The following is a 16,675-nucleotide window of genomic DNA, read 5'->3' as shown; positions in this document are numbered from 1 at the left end:
TATTTTTTGACTTATTGTTAAAATACATGCAGCGTTATCTAATCTCACGTTTAAATGTGTTAACCTGCAAGGTTATCGTATTTAAACGTAATTACTACCCGTTGTGCGGTTAGCAAAGTAGTGCGTGTTTAATGCGTCCGAGTGGTTTGTTTGCCAGCGAGTTGATTGCTTTCAGAATTGAGACAGAAGCTATTTTTGCGACAATTCGGGCAAATAGCCCATCTGAGGTCTTCGCGTAGTTGCGTTTAATTAATTGCTGATCGCATAGCTGTGAAAAGAGAGTTTCGATTGTTTTACGGGTTTTCCGGCGCCAGTCAGAACAAGGCTGGTCGATTTTATTAATGCCGATAAACACCGAAACAAGACGTTTGGTTACGCAATTCTTGTTTCGGTACACACATGATAAGTCCCTTGCTTCCCAGAACATGACCTAAATCTTAAAACAATGGATTCAAAAATCTTTGTTGGAGTAGATATTTCTAAGAACCATCTTGACTTGGCAACCCTTTACAAGCAAGAGCCGCCTGTCTTGGCAAGAATAAGCAACAGCTTATCTGATATAAACGAGTTTTTAGCGTCTTTCAAAAAAATTTATAAAAAGCACAGTAAAAACATAATTTTTTGTGCAGAAAATATGGGCATTTATACCAAGTTCTTAGCCGCCGCTTTAATCAAACAGAAAATAGATCTTTATTTGGAGTCGCCTTTGCAGATAAAGAGGTCGATGGGTATTCAAAGAGCCAAAGACGACAGAATCGATGCAATCAAAATTGCGGAGTATGCAAGGAAAAATCACTTATCTATCAGAAAATGGGAAAAGCCCCGAAAATGTGTTGAAGAACTTGCAACATTATACTCAATTAGGCGGCGCTTACTTAAGGTCAAAAAAGTATTAAGATCCTCCTTACCAACGGAAACATATTTTTTATCAACGTCGGATAGGCTATCTCGATTGTCCTACATCAACCAGACCTTGAACGCAATAAATGACGATCTGGAAAAAGTGGAACAGGCAGCGGCAGAATTAATCAAGTCGGATAAGCGGCTGGATACGCTCAGAACTTTAATTATGTCTGTTCCCAGGATCGGCGAAGTTACCGCAGCACAGATTATTATCCATACCAACGAATTTAAGGAATTTGCAAGCCCCAAGTCCTTTGCAAGCTTCTGCGGCGTGGCTCCATTTCCATGGAAATCAGGTACAAACATTATTAAAAGGACAAGGGTGTCACACTTTGCAAGAAAAGAGCTCAAGGCACTGCTTCATATGGCTGCCGTTGGGTTTGCGAGAAACCCTGTGGGTACCCTCGGGCGTTACTATACCCGTAAAGTAAATGAGGGAAAGAATAAAATGAGTATACTTAATGCCATTAGCAACAAGCTAATTCACCGAATTTTTTCTTGCGTTCGCAACAACGCTATTTATCAGGACAATTAAAAAATAGGCAGCCTCTGACATGAAGCATTTCTATCAACTGACCAAGCTTCGAGCTTATCAGATGTAGCAGAACACTTCATGGAGCGGCGATGACGTTTCTTACTATAACAAGGATCAGGAATTCCCTACGTCAGGTACTAGTAGCTACGGAGCTGCAGGTTGCCTTTTTATAACTTAGCTAACGCTAAGATTCGATTTCTCATCCAAGTAGCACCAAGTTAGCTAAGAAATATGTAGTTCATCCAAGGCTTATACATTAAAGCATCTCCACGCAACATTCGGAACAGCACTTACGGGCTGCAATTTCGCCTTATGTACTTGGATTTATGCCTGTAACATGACGCATAAACCACCCAAAATACCTTTTAATCGTGATTTTGTCACTACTACCGACGATGTTAATGGCTTGGGATGCTGCCTTATTCCGTTTGCTTTTGTCTTTTCAACATACCCGCCCAACTGCGTTTCAAATATTACGAGGGAAGAACCTGAAGAATATTCACCGGCGATCTCATAGCCATGGACTGTTATAAACTGTTCTACGGCCCGCTGCTGGGCTTCCAGCCCTAGACCGCTTTTACCCTACAAGTAAGTGGATACGTGATAATAGGCAACTGCTTTCATGCTTAACAAAAGAAAAAAGGGTGCTCTGCTAATTAGTATACGGACGTTTATATCGTAAACAAGTATGAAATAAATTTACAAAAAAATCTTACGCATTGATTATTTGGTGATAATAAGTAACCGATATATACCACTATTGCTCTCTAATACTGTAAAAGTAATTCTTATCAATCCGCCAAAATATCAAAACATTTACTCTGATGAAAAGAGAGCAGTTTTTGAGTACCCTGGCCACAATGGCAGGAGGCATTTCGTTTTCAAACTTTCTGCAGTAATTTGATCTTAGTGCCGAAAGTTGGGTTATTTACCGATAGCAGGAAGGTATTAAGAAAGGATCCTGTGTAATTCCAAAAGAGACAAGTGGTGCCCCCCGATGCTGTTTATTTTAACTATCCCCATATCCATCAGCTTTTGTAAATACTGACGCGTTGTGTTTTCTGAAAGATACCTTTCGGTAAAATTTCTCACCGTTGTTTGGGTTGATCTACTTCGAAATTCTAATTATTCACGGGAGACATCAATGAGGATTTGAATAAAATATGGAGTTGAAATTTATCAAACAACGAAATAACGGCGATTAACGCCGTTATTTCGTTGTTTGATAAACTATTTATTTGTCTATCTTTGTTTTCACGGCGATGATCGCCGCCATTTTCCAATTTTATAAATATGCCAAGCAATCCGGACCGAAGAAGGATACTTGAAAATCTGATTCCTGAGGGAAGTATTGTTACCAGGCAGTGGCTAATGGAGAAAGCTTCGCTAAGTAAACATGCCATCGATAATCTGGTTAAGAGTCATCAACTCAGACTACTCTCGAAGGGGGTCTACACAAGAGGAAGCATCAGACTCAGCTGGCAGAACATAGTATGTACTTTGCAATCAATCATGGATACCGACTACCTGGTTGGCGGGCTGACCGCACTTGAATTGAAGGGCTTTTCCCATTATATCCCTGGCTCCAGAAAAACAATCATCCACCTATATGGCAACGACAAATGGCCTTTATGGGCTGATGAGCTGATAAGTGAAGTAACTTTTGTGCGCCACAGGCGATCTGAGCTTTTTGCGACGATGGACCCTGCGACCTCCCGGCAATACACATTACAGGTCCCCTGGGGAGGCGGGACGCACGCACTGAACATCTCTCAACCTGAACGTGCCTGCCTGGAGATGATGGCCGATGTTCCCAATCAGATATCTTTCGAACATGCCGAACAGCTGTTTCAAGGTATGACAACGTTATCGCCGCGCGCTTTGCAGCGCCTTCTGGAAGACTGCACCAGTATCAAAGCCAAGCGGGTATTTTTGTGGTTTGCCACCCGGAATAGTCACAGCTGGCTAGCAAAGATTGATCAGGGAAGAATAGATCTGGGCACAGGCAATCGTGTAATCGCAGAAAACGGTGAGCTGGATAAGGTCTACCAGATAACAGTCCCCAAACAAAGTCAGAACGGATGAATAAGGATACGATTTACTACCAGCAGGTGCAACTTCTTGTCCGGGTACTGCCTCTGCTGGACTCAGAAAAATGTTTTGCATTAAAAGGAGGCACAGCAATAAACCTTTTCTACCGCGAGCTTCCCAGGCTATCGGTGGATATCGATTTACTTTATCTGCCAGCTGAACCGCGGGAGGTTTCACTGAAAAATATCCGGGAAGCGCTAACACGCCTTAGTATGCTGATCACCAAAACAGTCGCAGGGGCCAAGGTGCAGAACACACACGAGCAAAATGATGGGTTGCGGCTCATTGTGCAACTTGGCGATGTGCGCATCAAGATCGAGCTCTCACCGGTGATACGCGGGACGGTATTTGAAGCTGAGCGCATGGCAGTCTGCGAATTGGTGGAAAGAGAATTCGGCTACGCCGAAATCCAGGTTGCTTCCCTGCCCGATCTGTATGCAGGGAAAATCTGCGCGGCATTGGACAGGCAGCATCCGAGGGACTTGTTTGACGTGAAGTTTCTTCTTGAAAACGAAGGCCTCACCCAAGACCTGAGAAAAACCTTCCTGGTGTTTTTGATCAGCCACCAGCGCCCGATGTCAGAATTGCTGGCGCCTCATCATAAAGACATCACAGCTATTTATGAAAATGAATTTGCCCAGATGGCCGAAGCGGACGTCTCCCTTAAAGAGCTCGAAGATACCCGCGAGCTTCTGGTCGAGCTGATTCACAAGCAAATGACTGACCAGGAAAGGGAATTTCTCATATCATTTAAGGCACAGACTCCGCAATGGGATCTGTTGGGTCTACAGAACCTGGAGCAAGTCGCTGCCCTTCCATCTGTGCAATGGAAATTGATGAACCTGGCAAGAATGCCCAAGCAGAAGCATGCGCAGGCGCTCGAAAAGCTCAGGGCGGTTCTGTCGAAAAATTGAGCTTGGTGCTGTTTATCTGGCTAGTATCACTACACCTTTATTATGCTATTCATTTTCCTGAATTCAGAACGGTGAAAATATCATAGGCTCGTTCGAATGTCTAACCTTTTGTGGAATCGCGCTGGTAATCTCATCCCTGGCTGAAAGAACCAACAAGGTCGATGTCCCTTTGAGATCAGAGTTGCAGTAAATCAATCTGATACACCTGCTGAATGTTATGAAAACTCAACCAAAAGTTGGGAGGAATGCTTCCATTCAATACATTTTGCAGAATTTCCATATGCGTGTGCCATCCAGCCGCTACGCTCGAGCGTGTTGCCGGATCATCAGCCAGTTTGCGGTGTGTAAGCCGCAATAAGACGCCGTCTTTGTGCGCAGAAAGTTCGATGGTGACCTCAGAGCCATCCTCCCAGGTAAAGGATAGCAGATGCGGCGGTTTAATTTGAAGAACTTTGCCTGTGAAGTGGTGCCCTTGCTGCATGTGCTGATATCGATCAGGTACTGGGGCTGTGGATGGGCTGAGCTCAGTATGCATGAAGTACAGCTCTACCCTACCTCCTTCAAACAATTCCATATCACCCTTTCCCAACCATTTACCTCGTTTTTCGGAATCGATGAGATATTTCCATACCTTTTGAGGAGTACTGCCAAAAAAGCGCTCAAAATACAACACGCCCGGAGCGATGACTTTACCTAGCACTTCCATACCGATCAATGGGAAGTTACCTGCGGCGGAAATTTATCAGCGATCAGATTGAGCTCAATACCGTGCTCTAAATATGCCTTGGCTCCATCAAGCACGGTCGTAAATCCGCCGGCATTGTTATTGATCGCTTTCCATAGCTCCGCATTCTGCTGCTGAAAACCTGTATTAGTGATCTCAACATAGGTGCCCAGCCCGGCGATCTCACAAAATTCAAATTGCACAGTTGTAGATGGTTCGTCCCAGCGGATTTGAATGAAGCGATCTTCAATGATTTCTTCCACAAAAACGGCGATAGCTATACCGTACATTTCCCATTCCCAGGTTATATGCTGGCCTTTTTTAAGCATTCCGCTTCCTTTGGTGAACCAGAAATTCCGTGTAATATCCGGATCAATAAATGCTTTATAGACAGTACGGGCCGGTTGGCGGATAAGCATTTGTGCGGTTACAGCGGGGATGTTTGATTGTTGCTCCATTCCATTCAAAAGTTTATGTTAAATCGGTATTATCCGTAGATGTTAGTCATTGTCAGCGTTCAACAAATCCTCCAGTGCGTCCAGCCGCTGATTCCAGAATATCCGGTATTGCTCGGTCCAACGGGTCACTTCTTCTAATCCTTTGAGGTTAGCCCGGCAATGCTTTTCCCTACCAATCTTAACCATCACCACTAGCCCGCATTCCGTCAGAATATGCATATGCTTGGAAATGGCTGGCTGGCTCATACCAAAATTTCCCGCCACTTCATTGATGGTCAATGTCTTATTAGCCAACAAACCGATCATGGCCCTGCGGGTAGGATCAGCAATGGCCTGGAAAACATCTCTTCTTGCAACCATACTATTAATGCATAACCGATTGGTTATACAAACATATATATATAACCAATTGGTTATGCAATTTTTTGCAAAAGAATTTACCTGTGGACATTTTATTTTGAAATGTAGGCTTCCCGATTTTAAAGGAGCTGTGATTTAGACTCGGTTGTTGATTTCAATAGTTAATTCTTTTTTTTCATAGCACTTTCTTTCAAGAGTGTGCGCTTTTGATTTGAGGTTAATCTTTTCATTGACTTGGGCGGATGTTTACTGTTGTAATTATCAGGGTATTTGTATGACAAAATGCGCAGCTGTTCAAGAGAATCAAAAAAGTAAGCATCCAAAACGGCTTGCCGATAGGTTCTATCTAATCTTTCATCGTAAGCATTCTGCATTGGCTTTCCCGCCGCGGTGAATGTGTTCCGTTTCATAGTAGATTAAAATTAGAAAATTTGTCTATTTCATTACCACTCTGTATTTAGGGAAGCCTGCATAAGGGCAAAACAAAGTTCAGGGAGCCCAAAGCCTAAAAGCACTTCGATTTAACCACTAACTGATGGTTGCCTCTGGTATTAAGAAATCGGTTGCACAAGCATGTCTCTATCTTTCTTTGAGATAAGCATGCAATCCCTGAGAGGAATCAGTGGCAAAATCGTTTTTCTGCTCGATCTGAAAGGCAAAAATTTCGGGTCTTTCAGCGCCATTGACATGCATATGGCCTTGGGACTTTGTGTTAATAAAGTAGACATTACCTATATGCTGCCCACTCGAAGGCAGGGCCCCGCAAGTGTTTTTAGTATCGCACTCAGAGTGCATGAATGCACATTGATCCCTGGCTGGCTGCTAATCGTCCCTAAAATTTAGGAAGGCCTTATCTGATGCTTAATATGAGCTGAATTTAATCAGACTCATATGCAAACCCAGATCCACAACTTTGCCCTGTTAAGACGGCCTTTGCTGCCAGAGCAAACCATTTCCGATTTCCATCAAAGGGTTTCTAACAATCTAGGTTCTTTCAAAGAAGAATTGCTCAGAATTTTTTCTGATCCTGTTCTCAGCGATAGCATTTACCTTGCCTCCCCAACCCTTTACCGGGCGCTAAGATCAGAAATGGCCAGCTCAGAAAGGAGTGCTCCTATCAAAATGTATCTGGCCCTGTACAAATATCTGATCAGAATGAGCAGCAGATGCACGCCCTTTGGTCTTTTTGCCGGATGCTCAACCGTCGAATTGCGCTCACATACGGCAGTTGGGATGAGTGACATAAGTAAGGCCAGGCCTGCCATCCGATTAGACTCACGGGTCGCCTGGCAGCTATGTCAATATTGGCAGCATCAAGACGAGCTTAGCAGCCAGCTGCTTTACTTTCCAAATTCTTCACTTAGACGCGCGCCAGGCTGCTTTCAGTACATGGAAAGAATCTATGAGGGCAGCGGACATTTCACTTGGACTGAGGTTGAATATAGTCAGCATTTGGATCAGCTGCTCGTGCGGGCGGCAAATGGATGCAGCATCGAATCTCTGCTATTGCTTCTGGCCTCCATGAAGGTAGATACCCATCAGGGGCTTTCCTACATCAAAAAACTCATCGAGTCTCAGGTTCTGGTCAGTGAACTTGAGGCCTTCTGCATTCACGATGATTTTCTGGGCTGGGCCGCCTCAAAGATTGGCAGTCTTAAAAATGCAGAAACACACCTTAACAATCTGAATGAAATTGCTCAGGTAATAAACTCAGATGTGGCTACTGCGCAAAAAGCCGGAATTATAAATCAGCTACTGAAAAAAAATTACCAAATAGCTGATAATAACCACTGTCCCTTGCAAGTTGACTTATTTTTCCCCTATGACAAGATTGCCTTAAATAAAACGGCCGTCCAGCTGATCATCTCAGAGTTTGATAGTCTCTCAGTGCTGGCTCAGCAAAAAGAAAACACTTTACTGAGCCGTTTTGCCGCCGCATTTCATCAGCGTTACCAATATCAGCAGGTCCCCTTGCTTTTGGCTTTGGATCCTGATTCGGGTATCGAATATGGGCAACATTCCTTACCGGAACAGGCGCAGTACCATCAAACAGGTACAGATCCAATGGATCTGCCAGCTGAACATACTGAGCTTTCCGAGTATAGCCAATTCAAACTTAGTTTGTATACTACTGCCCTAGCCCAAAATAAACTGGCTCTACAAATCACTGATGATCACCTTGCCAGAATTAAAAAGGGCGGAAAGCAGCAAGACAAGGCGCCAACGGAGGGTGCGTATTTGCTGGGCTCACTGGTGAGCAAAAGTCCTTCCGCCTTCGAGCAGGGCGACTTTAAATTTTTACATCAAGCCTGGGGAGGGCCTTCTGCTTTCAACTTGATGACGCGCTTTTGTCACGGTGATCACGTGCTTAAAGGGATGGTCAGTCAAGGAATTTCTACCGAGGAGCTGTACCACCCTGAACATATATATGCAGAGATTAGCCATTTGCCACATATAAGCTCTGCAAACATTTTGTCCAGGCCCCAGCTCAGAAAACATGAGATTTGCTACCTATCCAGAAGATTCTGCTCCCCAAATCACACGCAGTTATTGGCAGAGGACCTGCTGGTATCCGTTACAGAAGACGGCCAAATCATTCTTTTCTCTAAATCGCTCAATAAAAGAATCATCCCCAGGCTCACCAACGCCCATAATTATAGCCATGGCGTGCCCATATACAAATTCCTTTGTGACTTAGCCCGCCAGCAATCTGACTTACACTTAAACTGGGACTGGGATTTTCTTTCAAAGCAACCCTTTCTTCCCCGTATAGAATACAAGCACATCATTCTTAGCCTGGCAACCTGGAATATTTCGTTGCCTGGCCAATGGGAAAAGGCCCATCAAAAACTTCCGCTGGCAGCCAGGTGGGCTCAGCTTAGCAAACCGCTTAACGTGCCACGCCTATTCTTTTTATGCTGGGCTGACAATGAACTCTTCATTGACAGCGACAGCGATTTTGCACTCCAAGTTGTCTTTGAGGCATTAGAGCGCTACAAATCCATCAGAATCATTGAGCATGTTGGCCAGAGCCTTCCGGGGCTTTTCGGCAGTGGCGGCAAAAGTTTTGCTAGTCAGATCATCATACCCACGCTTCATGTGGGGGGCGAGTCGCTTGCGCCAGTCTGTGAGCATATCAATCCGTGCGAGCAGCGAGATTTTCTTCCGGGCAGCGAGTGGCTTTTTGTGAAAATATACTGCGGTCCCCATTCAGCAGAAAGGATTTTGACGGATTCAATATTGCCGGTGATAAAAAAGCTTCTGGCTGAGGGTGTGATCAATTGCTGGTTTTATGTGCGATACTACGATCAAGGCCATCACCTGCGGCTACGCTTGCGCTGCAAAACCGGCGCTTGGGGCGCAGCCCAGCCCTTGGCCCTGATTGGCGAGTCGCTATCGACGCATCTATATTTCGGCACAGTAAGCAAGATCTGCGTGGATACATACCAGCGGGAACTTGAACGGTATAACGGCATCAGCTATCAGATCGTTGAATCGATTTTTTGCTTTGAGAGCAACACTGTTCTCGATTTAATCAGCTCAGGGCTGGCTACCAACCGCATGATGATCGCCTTGGTTGCAACATACATGCTGATGGAAGACCTGGCACTCACTCAGGCAGAAATGAAAGAATTTTGCTTTGCCTTGGCAAAGGCTCTTGCCAAAAAAGTGGGCGCAAACCAGCATCAGTTGAATCAAAAGTTCCGAGATGACCGAGCCCTTATCCAGCAAATACTCGATGACCACATCAGGGGCAATAAATCACCTTTGGCGCCTTTTTTTGCTGACCGTTCAAAAACGATTCAGCTGGCTGCAAAACGGCCCGTTTCCAGGCAGCGACAACATGAGCTGGCAGCCAGTTTTATCCATATGTTTTTAAACCGATTATTTGCAGCAGACCATATGCAGCAAGAGCTACTGCACTATCATTACTTATACAAATTTATCGCTAGCCAGCAGGCAAAAGAAAAAGGCGGTAATAAAAAATAGCACCAGCCATTTTGTATGTAACCGACAATTGCATAAATTGGATTATCTGTTTACCTACTTACTGGATTTTGCCGCACAAATCTTAGTTATAGCCAATGACTAAATACCAAGCTTATGAGCGGCAATTTCAAAACAACGCTTTCATGCGTAATTATCGATGACGAGCAGCCTGCACACAATGTACTTCGCTATCACATTGAGCAGATTAGCTGGCTAACACATCTAAAAAGCATTTACAGTGCTGTTGATGCCCTAACCCAGGTTCCGGCCCTAGGGCCAGACATCATTTTTTTAGATGTGAATATGCCTAATTTGAATGGGCTAACTCTACTTGATCTGCTGCCAGGCCACCGCTGCAACGTGATTCTTTGCAGCGCGCATTCACAGTATGCCCTGGATGGTTACGATTACGAGGTCTCTTCATTTCTTTTAAAGCCCGTTAACTTCGAAAAATTCTTGAAAGCTGTCAACAAACTTCGCCTCAAGGCTCATTTTGGCGACAGCTTTCACTATGCTCCAACTGAGTCCATTTCCCAGGCAGCCTTGCCGTCCCCACCATCAGCCGATGCTAGTAGCCTTGCAGACCAACAGCTGCTTTCTGTCTTTGTCAATCAACAGGCCGTCTGGGTTAAAGCCGATAAAAAACACCTTCGCATTAACCTGGACGAAATCAAATTCATAGAAGCCCAAAGAAACTATATCAAGATATACTACGGTCAAAAGCAGGAGCTGCTGGCAAGGGCATCGCTTCTGGATATGGAAAACAATCTGCCGCCCCACAAATTTATCCGTACCCACAAGTCGTATATAGTCAACCGGGGGGCCGTTACAGAAATCAACGGTAACATCATTACTCTCGACAATAATTTCCGCGTCAGTATTTCTAAAAAAGAACGTAACGAGATATGCAGGCGTCTGACTCAATAGCAAGTCTAAAACAGGCTAGCGGTGAGCCCTTTTCCTTGATATTTCCCAAAAACGGGCATACACGGCTGCTGATGCATGTGTCTTTCTGGACCTTATTTGTTATAAGCCATCTGCTGTATTTCTGGCCGTTGTCCTATCAAATCCAGATAACAAGGCCTATGCTGGCAGCTTATGGTTTATACTATCTGAGATACATCCCGGTTTTTTACGGCTGCATGCTGGTCTATCATCAGCTTCGAGGGCGCCTGGGCGGCTTTCAACTATGGTTTTCCGTGTTGGTAGCTTCGCTAATTGCCATACACCTTTCGACGCTGGCCATGTTTTACATCGCCAGCGTTAGCCTTGACATCGAGCATGCCGCGCCCGCCTTTCAAATGCTGTGGCGGCTCTACATGGAAAGCGACCTTTTGAGCCGTAAGGGCCTTTTCATGGTTTTTTATGATTTTGAAGATTTACAGCTGCTACTGCTTCCGGCTTCAATTAAGGTCTTCAAGACTGCTATCATCAATGAGCGCATTCGCATGCAAATACAAAAGGAAGGCCTACTGGCCGAGATCAATTCTTTGAAAGCCCAGCTTTCTCCGCATCTGATATTTAACCTGCTCAATGCAGCCTACGCAGAACTATTGCCTTTTTCGCATAAAGCCGCCTCCTATCTAGCCTCCCTGTCTTCTGTGATGCGTTATACACTCTATAAAGGAACCCAGCATGCAGTGGCTCTTAAAGAGGAGATCGGGTGCTTGAAGGATATACTGGCTCTGGAATCTGCCAGAAGCCAGAGCCGCTCAAAGATCAGCTACAAGCAACTGGGACGCATTAAACCAGAGCATCAAGTACCGGCCTTATTGCTGGTGAGCCTTGCAGAAAATGCCATCAAACACGGCGTGCATGATTCCTATCAAAAAAGCTATGTGCGCATCAAAGCAAATATACAGGACGATACGCTTCATTTTTACATCATCAACAGTCTGCCGCAGCTACCTGAATCTGATGCAGGGCGCCGGCCGGACTCCGGAATAGGTCTTAATAACATTGTCCGGCGCCTGAAAGCTCAATATCCCAAGCAACACAGCTTTACGATCAGCAAGAATGAGAGCTCATTTGCCATTGATCTGACGCTGCCACTGCGCGCGAAAAACCTGCTTTGAGTGCTTTCGTATCCATTTTGGTGCGCTTGGTCCCAGAAATTAACAGTAATGATGATTTGTACTTTGCTTTGTGGCTTCCGCATTTTCAACTCTAAATTTTAAAAGACATGAAAAATCAAAGCATTCAGCACAAACCGGTTTTCAAAAAAAGTCAGCTGATCGTATTCGGCCCGCAGCATGAGAATGCATCTGTGCCTTCCTCTCCTACCACCAGCGGGGTGGTCTGCACAATCAATCAGCAGAAGACCATGATATGAGCTGTATACAGGCAGCCTGGCGCTGCCTGTATTTAGTAACCTACCCGGTGCCGCCCGGATTTTATCAAAGGTGATCCGCTCACTACCATTGATCCCTGTAAGTGGATATCTGGTACCACAAATTTTAAGAATTCCGCGCCCGCAGTGATTTTGCGCTTTCACTTTTAGCATTAACAATTGTGATATGCAAGAAATCAATTACCCCCTGCACTGGCTGGATTGGGCCGTTACCGAGATGTTTAAAGCAGATAAGGCGGCCAAAACTTACCTGACTGCCATGTTTTGCCGGACCATTGCCATTGAGGCTGACCGCCAATATGAAAAGCAAAGGCAGTTTCTAAGGCGCAAATCATTTGAGCTCAGCGGTAAGAACAAAAATCAATATTTAAAAAATTACCACAACGCCTTGGTGCTGCTTTACGATCAGGCCATGCGTAATGAGCAGTATTGGCAAGGTGAATCCGCGGAAATTGCCACGGCGTGCAAGGCGCTGAGCGCATGTATTTTTGGCGTGCTTCACACCGCTGAGATGAGTTTACACGGGCCGCCACTCAGAAAAAAAGTCGTTGGCTATGTCCTGCTCCAAGCTGCGCGCGATCAGCTGATAGAAAGGTTTAGCGGCTGGATGAAGGAGGTTTGCCAAAAGCTCACTGACCCTGCGCCACTGGGAATACTTCGGGATGCTATCCAGCAGCATTTAGCACATCAACCGGGCCGGTCGGTAATGGAAACTGATTTGATTTACCATCAACGACTCATTGCCGGCCTTACCCAGATGCAGATCCATGAGCAGGCCAGCATCAATCAGAATAATCTTCATAACCTTTTGATCGGATTCAATTTTAACAATGCTGATTTTATACGCTTTTATACCGGCCAGATTGCTCTGCAAATCCAGCAGCAGGACTTTGCCCACAGCGGTTTGGTACAGTTGCAATTTTTTTACAAAGAATTCTGCCAGATCCAGATGCATTCCAAGCGGGCCTTTGACGACAAAAATCCTGATATCAAAAAGGTCATTGGCAGTTGGTTTGAGCAGGAAGTCCACTTTGCCAGGCTTTACAGCAAGCAAGTGGCAAACAGCCGGCTGCCCTTATCTAGTGATGGAAAGCCATTCAAAGTCCTATGCTTTCTTTCCGTCGACCAGATTGCTATTATCCTGCGGAGCATGGATGCACTCAGGATTTTTCAGGCAAAATCGCTGGTGGCCATCATGCAGAGCCTTGCGCCGTATTTGTCTACATCCGTTAAGGCAGATATATCCTGGCAGAGTATGCGAAGCAAGTCTTATACCCTTGAAGAAAATGACCGCAAGGTTGTCATATCTACACTTCAATCAATGATCAAATGGATAGAGGAATATCAAAACCGATGAGCTGCATCTTAAATTTACTGGATCTACTTGAAGGCTATGCCCCCATCAGTGCTGATCTTAGATCTTACTTATCTAATCAGTTGCACGTGCAGGCGATTTCAAAAGGCGAGCCGCTTTTTAGTGACCTGCGGCACGCAAGCCGCACATGGATGCTTTGCAGCGGCTTGCTAAAATCTACCTACACCGATGATTCCGGAAAGCAAATCGTGAGCCGCTTTTGGCAGGAAGGTGACATTGTTTTAAGCAAAAACAGGGCTGTTTTCGAGCCTGGTGAGCGGATTACAACCGTTGAGACGTCGATAGTGCTATACATGGATGCAGTAGCTACTGAGTATGTGCTTGATCATTTTTCCCTAGGGCATCTGCTTGCCCGCAAGATCTATTTCAACGACGCAAAGCAAAGAGAGTTCCGCGCCAAATTAATGCAGATCCCTCCATCTGAGGCCTACGAACTGTTTTGCCAGGCATACCCGGCAGAACGGATGCTGCTGCAAGACATTGCTGCCTTTTTAAATATCCGTCCCTATTCGCTGAGTCGGATCAGAGCGCGCCGGCGCTAAGGTTTACTTCTTGGCTTAGGTGTAGGGTATCCCCTTGAATCACAACTAGTTTTATCCCGACAAAAAACGGGATATGAACAATCTAAGCACGACCACCAAGGCTGCCATTCTACTAACAGCTGCTGCGCAAGCCAGCACTATGCTGCTTTTTATGTATGCTTCTGTAAGCAAGCTCTTAGAGATGAAGACCTTTCAGGGGCAGCTTAGCGGCTCGCCCCTTTTAAAAGGTTTTGCACTGCCCCTGAGCTGGCTGGTGCCTGCCGCAGAAATCCTGGTCTGCTTGCTGCTTTGTTTTAGAAGCACACTTAGAACAGGGCTGATTTTGGCCCTGGTATTACTGGCTGCTTTTAGCATTTACATCATCGCTATTCTTACGGGCCAGGCCCCAATCCCATGCAGCTGCGGAGGCGTGCTGGCTAGTATGAGCTGGACAGAGCACCTTACTTTCAATTTGTTTTTTATCGGACTACTCATCGCTGCCATTCTCTGGGGCAAACCACGCAGCTAAAAAATATTCTATTGCGCAAAAAAGAATCAGGGCATTTCTGAAAACCTGTAAAAGAGTAGGAACAAACATGTAAACAATAAACATATGAAGACGCATTTGAAAATCAACTGGTTGCCTGTTATGGCACTGGCACTGGGCACAGGTATGGCTTTGGCCACCCAGAATGTTACGGCTAAGGACAGCACGCTTGCTACTTTTCACGTCAGTGACGAGCAGCCAACCTACTACCAGACTTCGGCCAGTGCCCCGGCGGGTTGCGGTCAGGGGGAAGAAGAAGCCTGCGAGATCGTTACCTCACTTACGCCCGACGCCTCAGGACGCATTGCCAAAGGGCCAGCTGTGAGTGAAACCAAGTGGCGAGACCAATAATCTAAGTCACCTATTTCCCTGTACGGTCAGGGAAATAGGTTATTTCATTGCTTTGACCTCATTGAGGGTAGAGACCAGCTGCTGTGAGGTACTGATTGCTTTGTCAAGTCCGTTATTGAAAATCCTATGTAATCGCCCCTTTTTGTCGATGATGAGCATTTTAGGTAGACTTTCAAAGTCATAGTATGCTGTCCAGTCATGCTTCAAGCCTTCTCCCATCGTATACGTATTGATTGAATGGCCGCCCGTGTAGTTTTCAGTGCTCAGGCTTTTAAGCCAGAGCTTTTTTTGTGTGTCTGCTGAAACCGTTACAAATACAATCTGATCATCGCCATCTAGCTGCTGCTCAGCACTTTTAAGCACATTTTTGTAATAATGCGCACAGGCGCCACAGCCCGTAAACCACACATCAATAAAGACTACTTTCCCCTTGAATTCACTCAGGCGCACCATATTGCCCCCAGCATCTTGCAATTCAAAGTCCCTGGCATCGATACCCGTAAGTGTGGCCGCCATTTTCCTGAGCTCTGTTTTGCTATCCTGATCCATTACAAGCCTATCTACCCGCTCATACAGTTCATTGATACGGGGGTCAGATCTTCTGTTTTGAACCAACACTGTAAGCAGTCTGTCTCTAAGTGGGCCCTGATAATGCTTTATTACAAGATCGATCTGCTGATCTGTCTTTGCAGTGGCAAACTGATTATCAAATTCGAGTTTACAGGCTAGAAACCTGATAAAATCAAAAGATTGCTGGGCGATATGCTCAGGGACGCTGGCAATGAGCGAATCCATTTCAGATGCCAGCGGGCCGGAGCTTCTGGCCAAAGCGGCAGTATCTGTTTGCTGGGGCAGCGCAAACCGCAGTGCATTGTAGCGGGATTTGAAATTTTCAGCTAAAATATCTGCCTTAATCAACTGATAATCTGATAAGCTGATTTTTGATTTGTGCAGCTCCAAAATCGAGAGTGCGGCATGGATTTTTTCTCGCGCAGGATCCTGGTAGCGCGCGCCCGCAGAATCAAAAAGCCGGGAATTTGAAGACGCAAATCCTGCTTCGTAGTAGGCAATTCTGGCGTCGTATCTGGCTTGATAACGCCGGGCGCCCTTGCCGCTGAATTTCATTTCGTATTGGTAAGGAAAGCTTCCTGAAAAATAGTCAAGCGGCCTTTTGGAAACTCTAATAACAATACTGTCTTCTGACTGCCATGGCTGAGCCAAAACGAAAGGCATTGATACCAATTCTGCATCCTGACTGCTATTTCGTTTTGCCTTTCTGCGTATATCAAACTGGCCTGCCGACTGATCGGGGCGGATCCTGAAAGTAAAGCCGTTATTTGCATCTTTGCCAGCAGCTATGACCTGCTCGTTTCCGACAATAACTGAAAAGAAGCGATTGTTGATCCGAAGATACAGCGAATCGATACCTAAGGGCTCCGTGAATTGGACGTGAACCGTGAAGCGCGCTGGCGCATCAGGTTTTTCTTGTGCATACAAGAACGCATGAAATGTGCAAAAAATCGCAGTTGATAAGATAAGCTTGAATGTCATTGCTT

At 45.4% G+C, this 16,675-nt stretch carries 16 protein-coding genes and 2 pseudogenes; 12 read left to right on the top strand and 6 right to left on the bottom strand.

The window, feature by feature from the left end:
- Positions 1–109: 109 nt before the first annotated feature.
- Positions 110–307 (bottom strand): annotated as a pseudogene (locus B5X68_RS29315) (IS982 family transposase); the annotation flags it as partial.
- Between the two features lie 138 nt (positions 308–445).
- On the opposite strand from B5X68_RS29315, the gene B5X68_RS26385 reads away from it, so the two are divergent.
- The 3 genes from B5X68_RS26385 to B5X68_RS26375 all read left to right on the top strand — a co-directional run bounded on the left by B5X68_RS26385 (position 446) and on the right by B5X68_RS26375 (position 4,443).
- The gene (locus tag B5X68_RS26385; protein WP_082217769.1) at positions 446–1,438 is read left to right on the top strand and encodes an IS110 family RNA-guided transposase; all 993 of its coding nucleotides are present in this window, start codon (positions 446–448) and stop codon (positions 1,436–1,438) included.
- A gap of 1,293 nt (positions 1,439–2,731) precedes the next feature.
- On the top strand, positions 2,732–3,523 hold the full coding sequence (locus tag B5X68_RS26380) for a type IV toxin-antitoxin system AbiEi family antitoxin (protein ID WP_082217768.1): 792 nt from the start codon (positions 2,732–2,734) through the stop codon (positions 3,521–3,523).
- Complete coding sequence (locus B5X68_RS26375) at positions 3,520–4,443, top strand: nucleotidyl transferase AbiEii/AbiGii toxin family protein (RefSeq protein WP_082217767.1); 924 nt, start codon at positions 3,520–3,522, stop codon at positions 4,441–4,443. The genes B5X68_RS26380 and B5X68_RS26375 overlap by 4 nt, the downstream gene beginning before the upstream one ends.
- 175 nt (positions 4,444–4,618) lie before the next feature.
- Here the strand turns inward: B5X68_RS26375 and B5X68_RS26370 are convergent, their stop codons facing one another.
- The 4 genes and pseudogenes from B5X68_RS26370 to B5X68_RS29375 all read right to left on the bottom strand — a co-directional run.
- Positions 4,619–5,143, bottom strand: a complete 525-nt coding sequence (locus tag B5X68_RS26370; RefSeq protein WP_170916735.1) for an SRPBCC family protein — start codon at positions 5,141–5,143, stop codon at positions 4,619–4,621.
- 11 nt (positions 5,144–5,154) lie between these two features.
- A complete protein-coding gene (locus B5X68_RS26365) occupies positions 5,155–5,625 on the bottom strand; it encodes an SRPBCC family protein (protein WP_082217765.1) in 471 nt (156 codons plus the stop codon).
- A 42-nt stretch (positions 5,626–5,667) separates the two neighbouring features.
- Positions 5,668–5,985, bottom strand: coding sequence for an ArsR/SmtB family transcription factor (locus B5X68_RS26360; protein ID WP_082217764.1), 318 nt, complete (start codon positions 5,983–5,985; stop codon positions 5,668–5,670).
- A 161-nt stretch (positions 5,986–6,146) separates the two neighbouring features.
- Positions 6,147–6,368: pseudogene (locus B5X68_RS29375) on the bottom strand (integrase core domain-containing protein); the annotation flags it as partial.
- Between the two features lie 190 nt (positions 6,369–6,558).
- Between B5X68_RS29375 and B5X68_RS26350 the strand changes: the two are divergent.
- From B5X68_RS26350 to B5X68_RS26315, 9 genes are all read left to right on the top strand, one after another.
- Positions 6,559–6,828, top strand: coding sequence for a hypothetical protein (locus tag B5X68_RS26350; RefSeq protein WP_141110426.1), 270 nt, complete (start codon positions 6,559–6,561; stop codon positions 6,826–6,828).
- A 48-nt stretch (positions 6,829–6,876) separates the two neighbouring features.
- Positions 6,877–9,975, top strand: coding sequence for a lantibiotic dehydratase (locus tag B5X68_RS26345; RefSeq protein WP_082217761.1), 3,099 nt, complete (start codon positions 6,877–6,879; stop codon positions 9,973–9,975).
- 114 nt (positions 9,976–10,089) lie between these two features.
- Positions 10,090–10,902: a LytR/AlgR family response regulator transcription factor gene (locus B5X68_RS26340; RefSeq protein WP_082217760.1), complete on the top strand. Its 813-nt coding sequence runs from the start codon at positions 10,090–10,092 to the stop codon at positions 10,900–10,902.
- On the top strand, positions 10,881–12,050 hold the full coding sequence (locus B5X68_RS26335; RefSeq protein WP_082217759.1) for a sensor histidine kinase: 1,170 nt from the start codon (positions 10,881–10,883) through the stop codon (positions 12,048–12,050). The genes B5X68_RS26340 and B5X68_RS26335 overlap by 22 nt, the downstream gene beginning before the upstream one ends.
- Before the next feature lie 107 nt (positions 12,051–12,157).
- Positions 12,158–12,307: a hypothetical protein gene (locus B5X68_RS29030; RefSeq protein ID WP_170916734.1), complete on the top strand. Its 150-nt coding sequence runs from the start codon at positions 12,158–12,160 to the stop codon at positions 12,305–12,307.
- Positions 12,308–12,491: 184 nt separating this feature from the next.
- Entirely contained in the window at positions 12,492–13,682 is a 1,191-nt protein-coding gene (locus tag B5X68_RS26330; RefSeq protein ID WP_082217758.1) for a hypothetical protein, read from the top strand.
- Entirely contained in the window at positions 13,679–14,242 is a 564-nt protein-coding gene (locus B5X68_RS26325; RefSeq protein ID WP_082217757.1) for a Crp/Fnr family transcriptional regulator, read from the top strand. The genes B5X68_RS26330 and B5X68_RS26325 overlap by 4 nt, the downstream gene beginning before the upstream one ends.
- A 73-nt stretch (positions 14,243–14,315) precedes the next feature.
- Entirely contained in the window at positions 14,316–14,750 is a 435-nt protein-coding gene (locus B5X68_RS26320; RefSeq protein WP_082217756.1) for a MauE/DoxX family redox-associated membrane protein, read from the top strand.
- Positions 14,751–14,834: 84 nt separating this feature from the next.
- Entirely contained in the window at positions 14,835–15,119 is a 285-nt protein-coding gene (locus B5X68_RS26315; RefSeq protein ID WP_141110424.1) for a DUF6520 family protein, read from the top strand.
- A 39-nt stretch (positions 15,120–15,158) separates the two neighbouring features.
- Here B5X68_RS26315 and B5X68_RS26310 read toward each other — a convergent pair whose 3' ends face one another.
- Positions 15,159–16,670, bottom strand: a complete 1,512-nt coding sequence (locus tag B5X68_RS26310) for a TlpA family protein disulfide reductase (RefSeq protein WP_082217754.1) — start codon at positions 16,668–16,670, stop codon at positions 15,159–15,161.
- Positions 16,671–16,675: the final 5 nt, after the last annotated feature.

The sequence above is a fragment of the Dyadobacter psychrophilus genome, from assembly GCF_900167945.1.
In the GTDB taxonomy this organism is placed as follows: domain Bacteria; phylum Bacteroidota; class Bacteroidia; order Cytophagales; family Spirosomataceae; genus Dyadobacter; species Dyadobacter psychrophilus.
The sequence above is the reverse complement of the archived record's forward strand: the minus strand, read 5'-3'. Positions and strand labels throughout refer to the sequence as shown.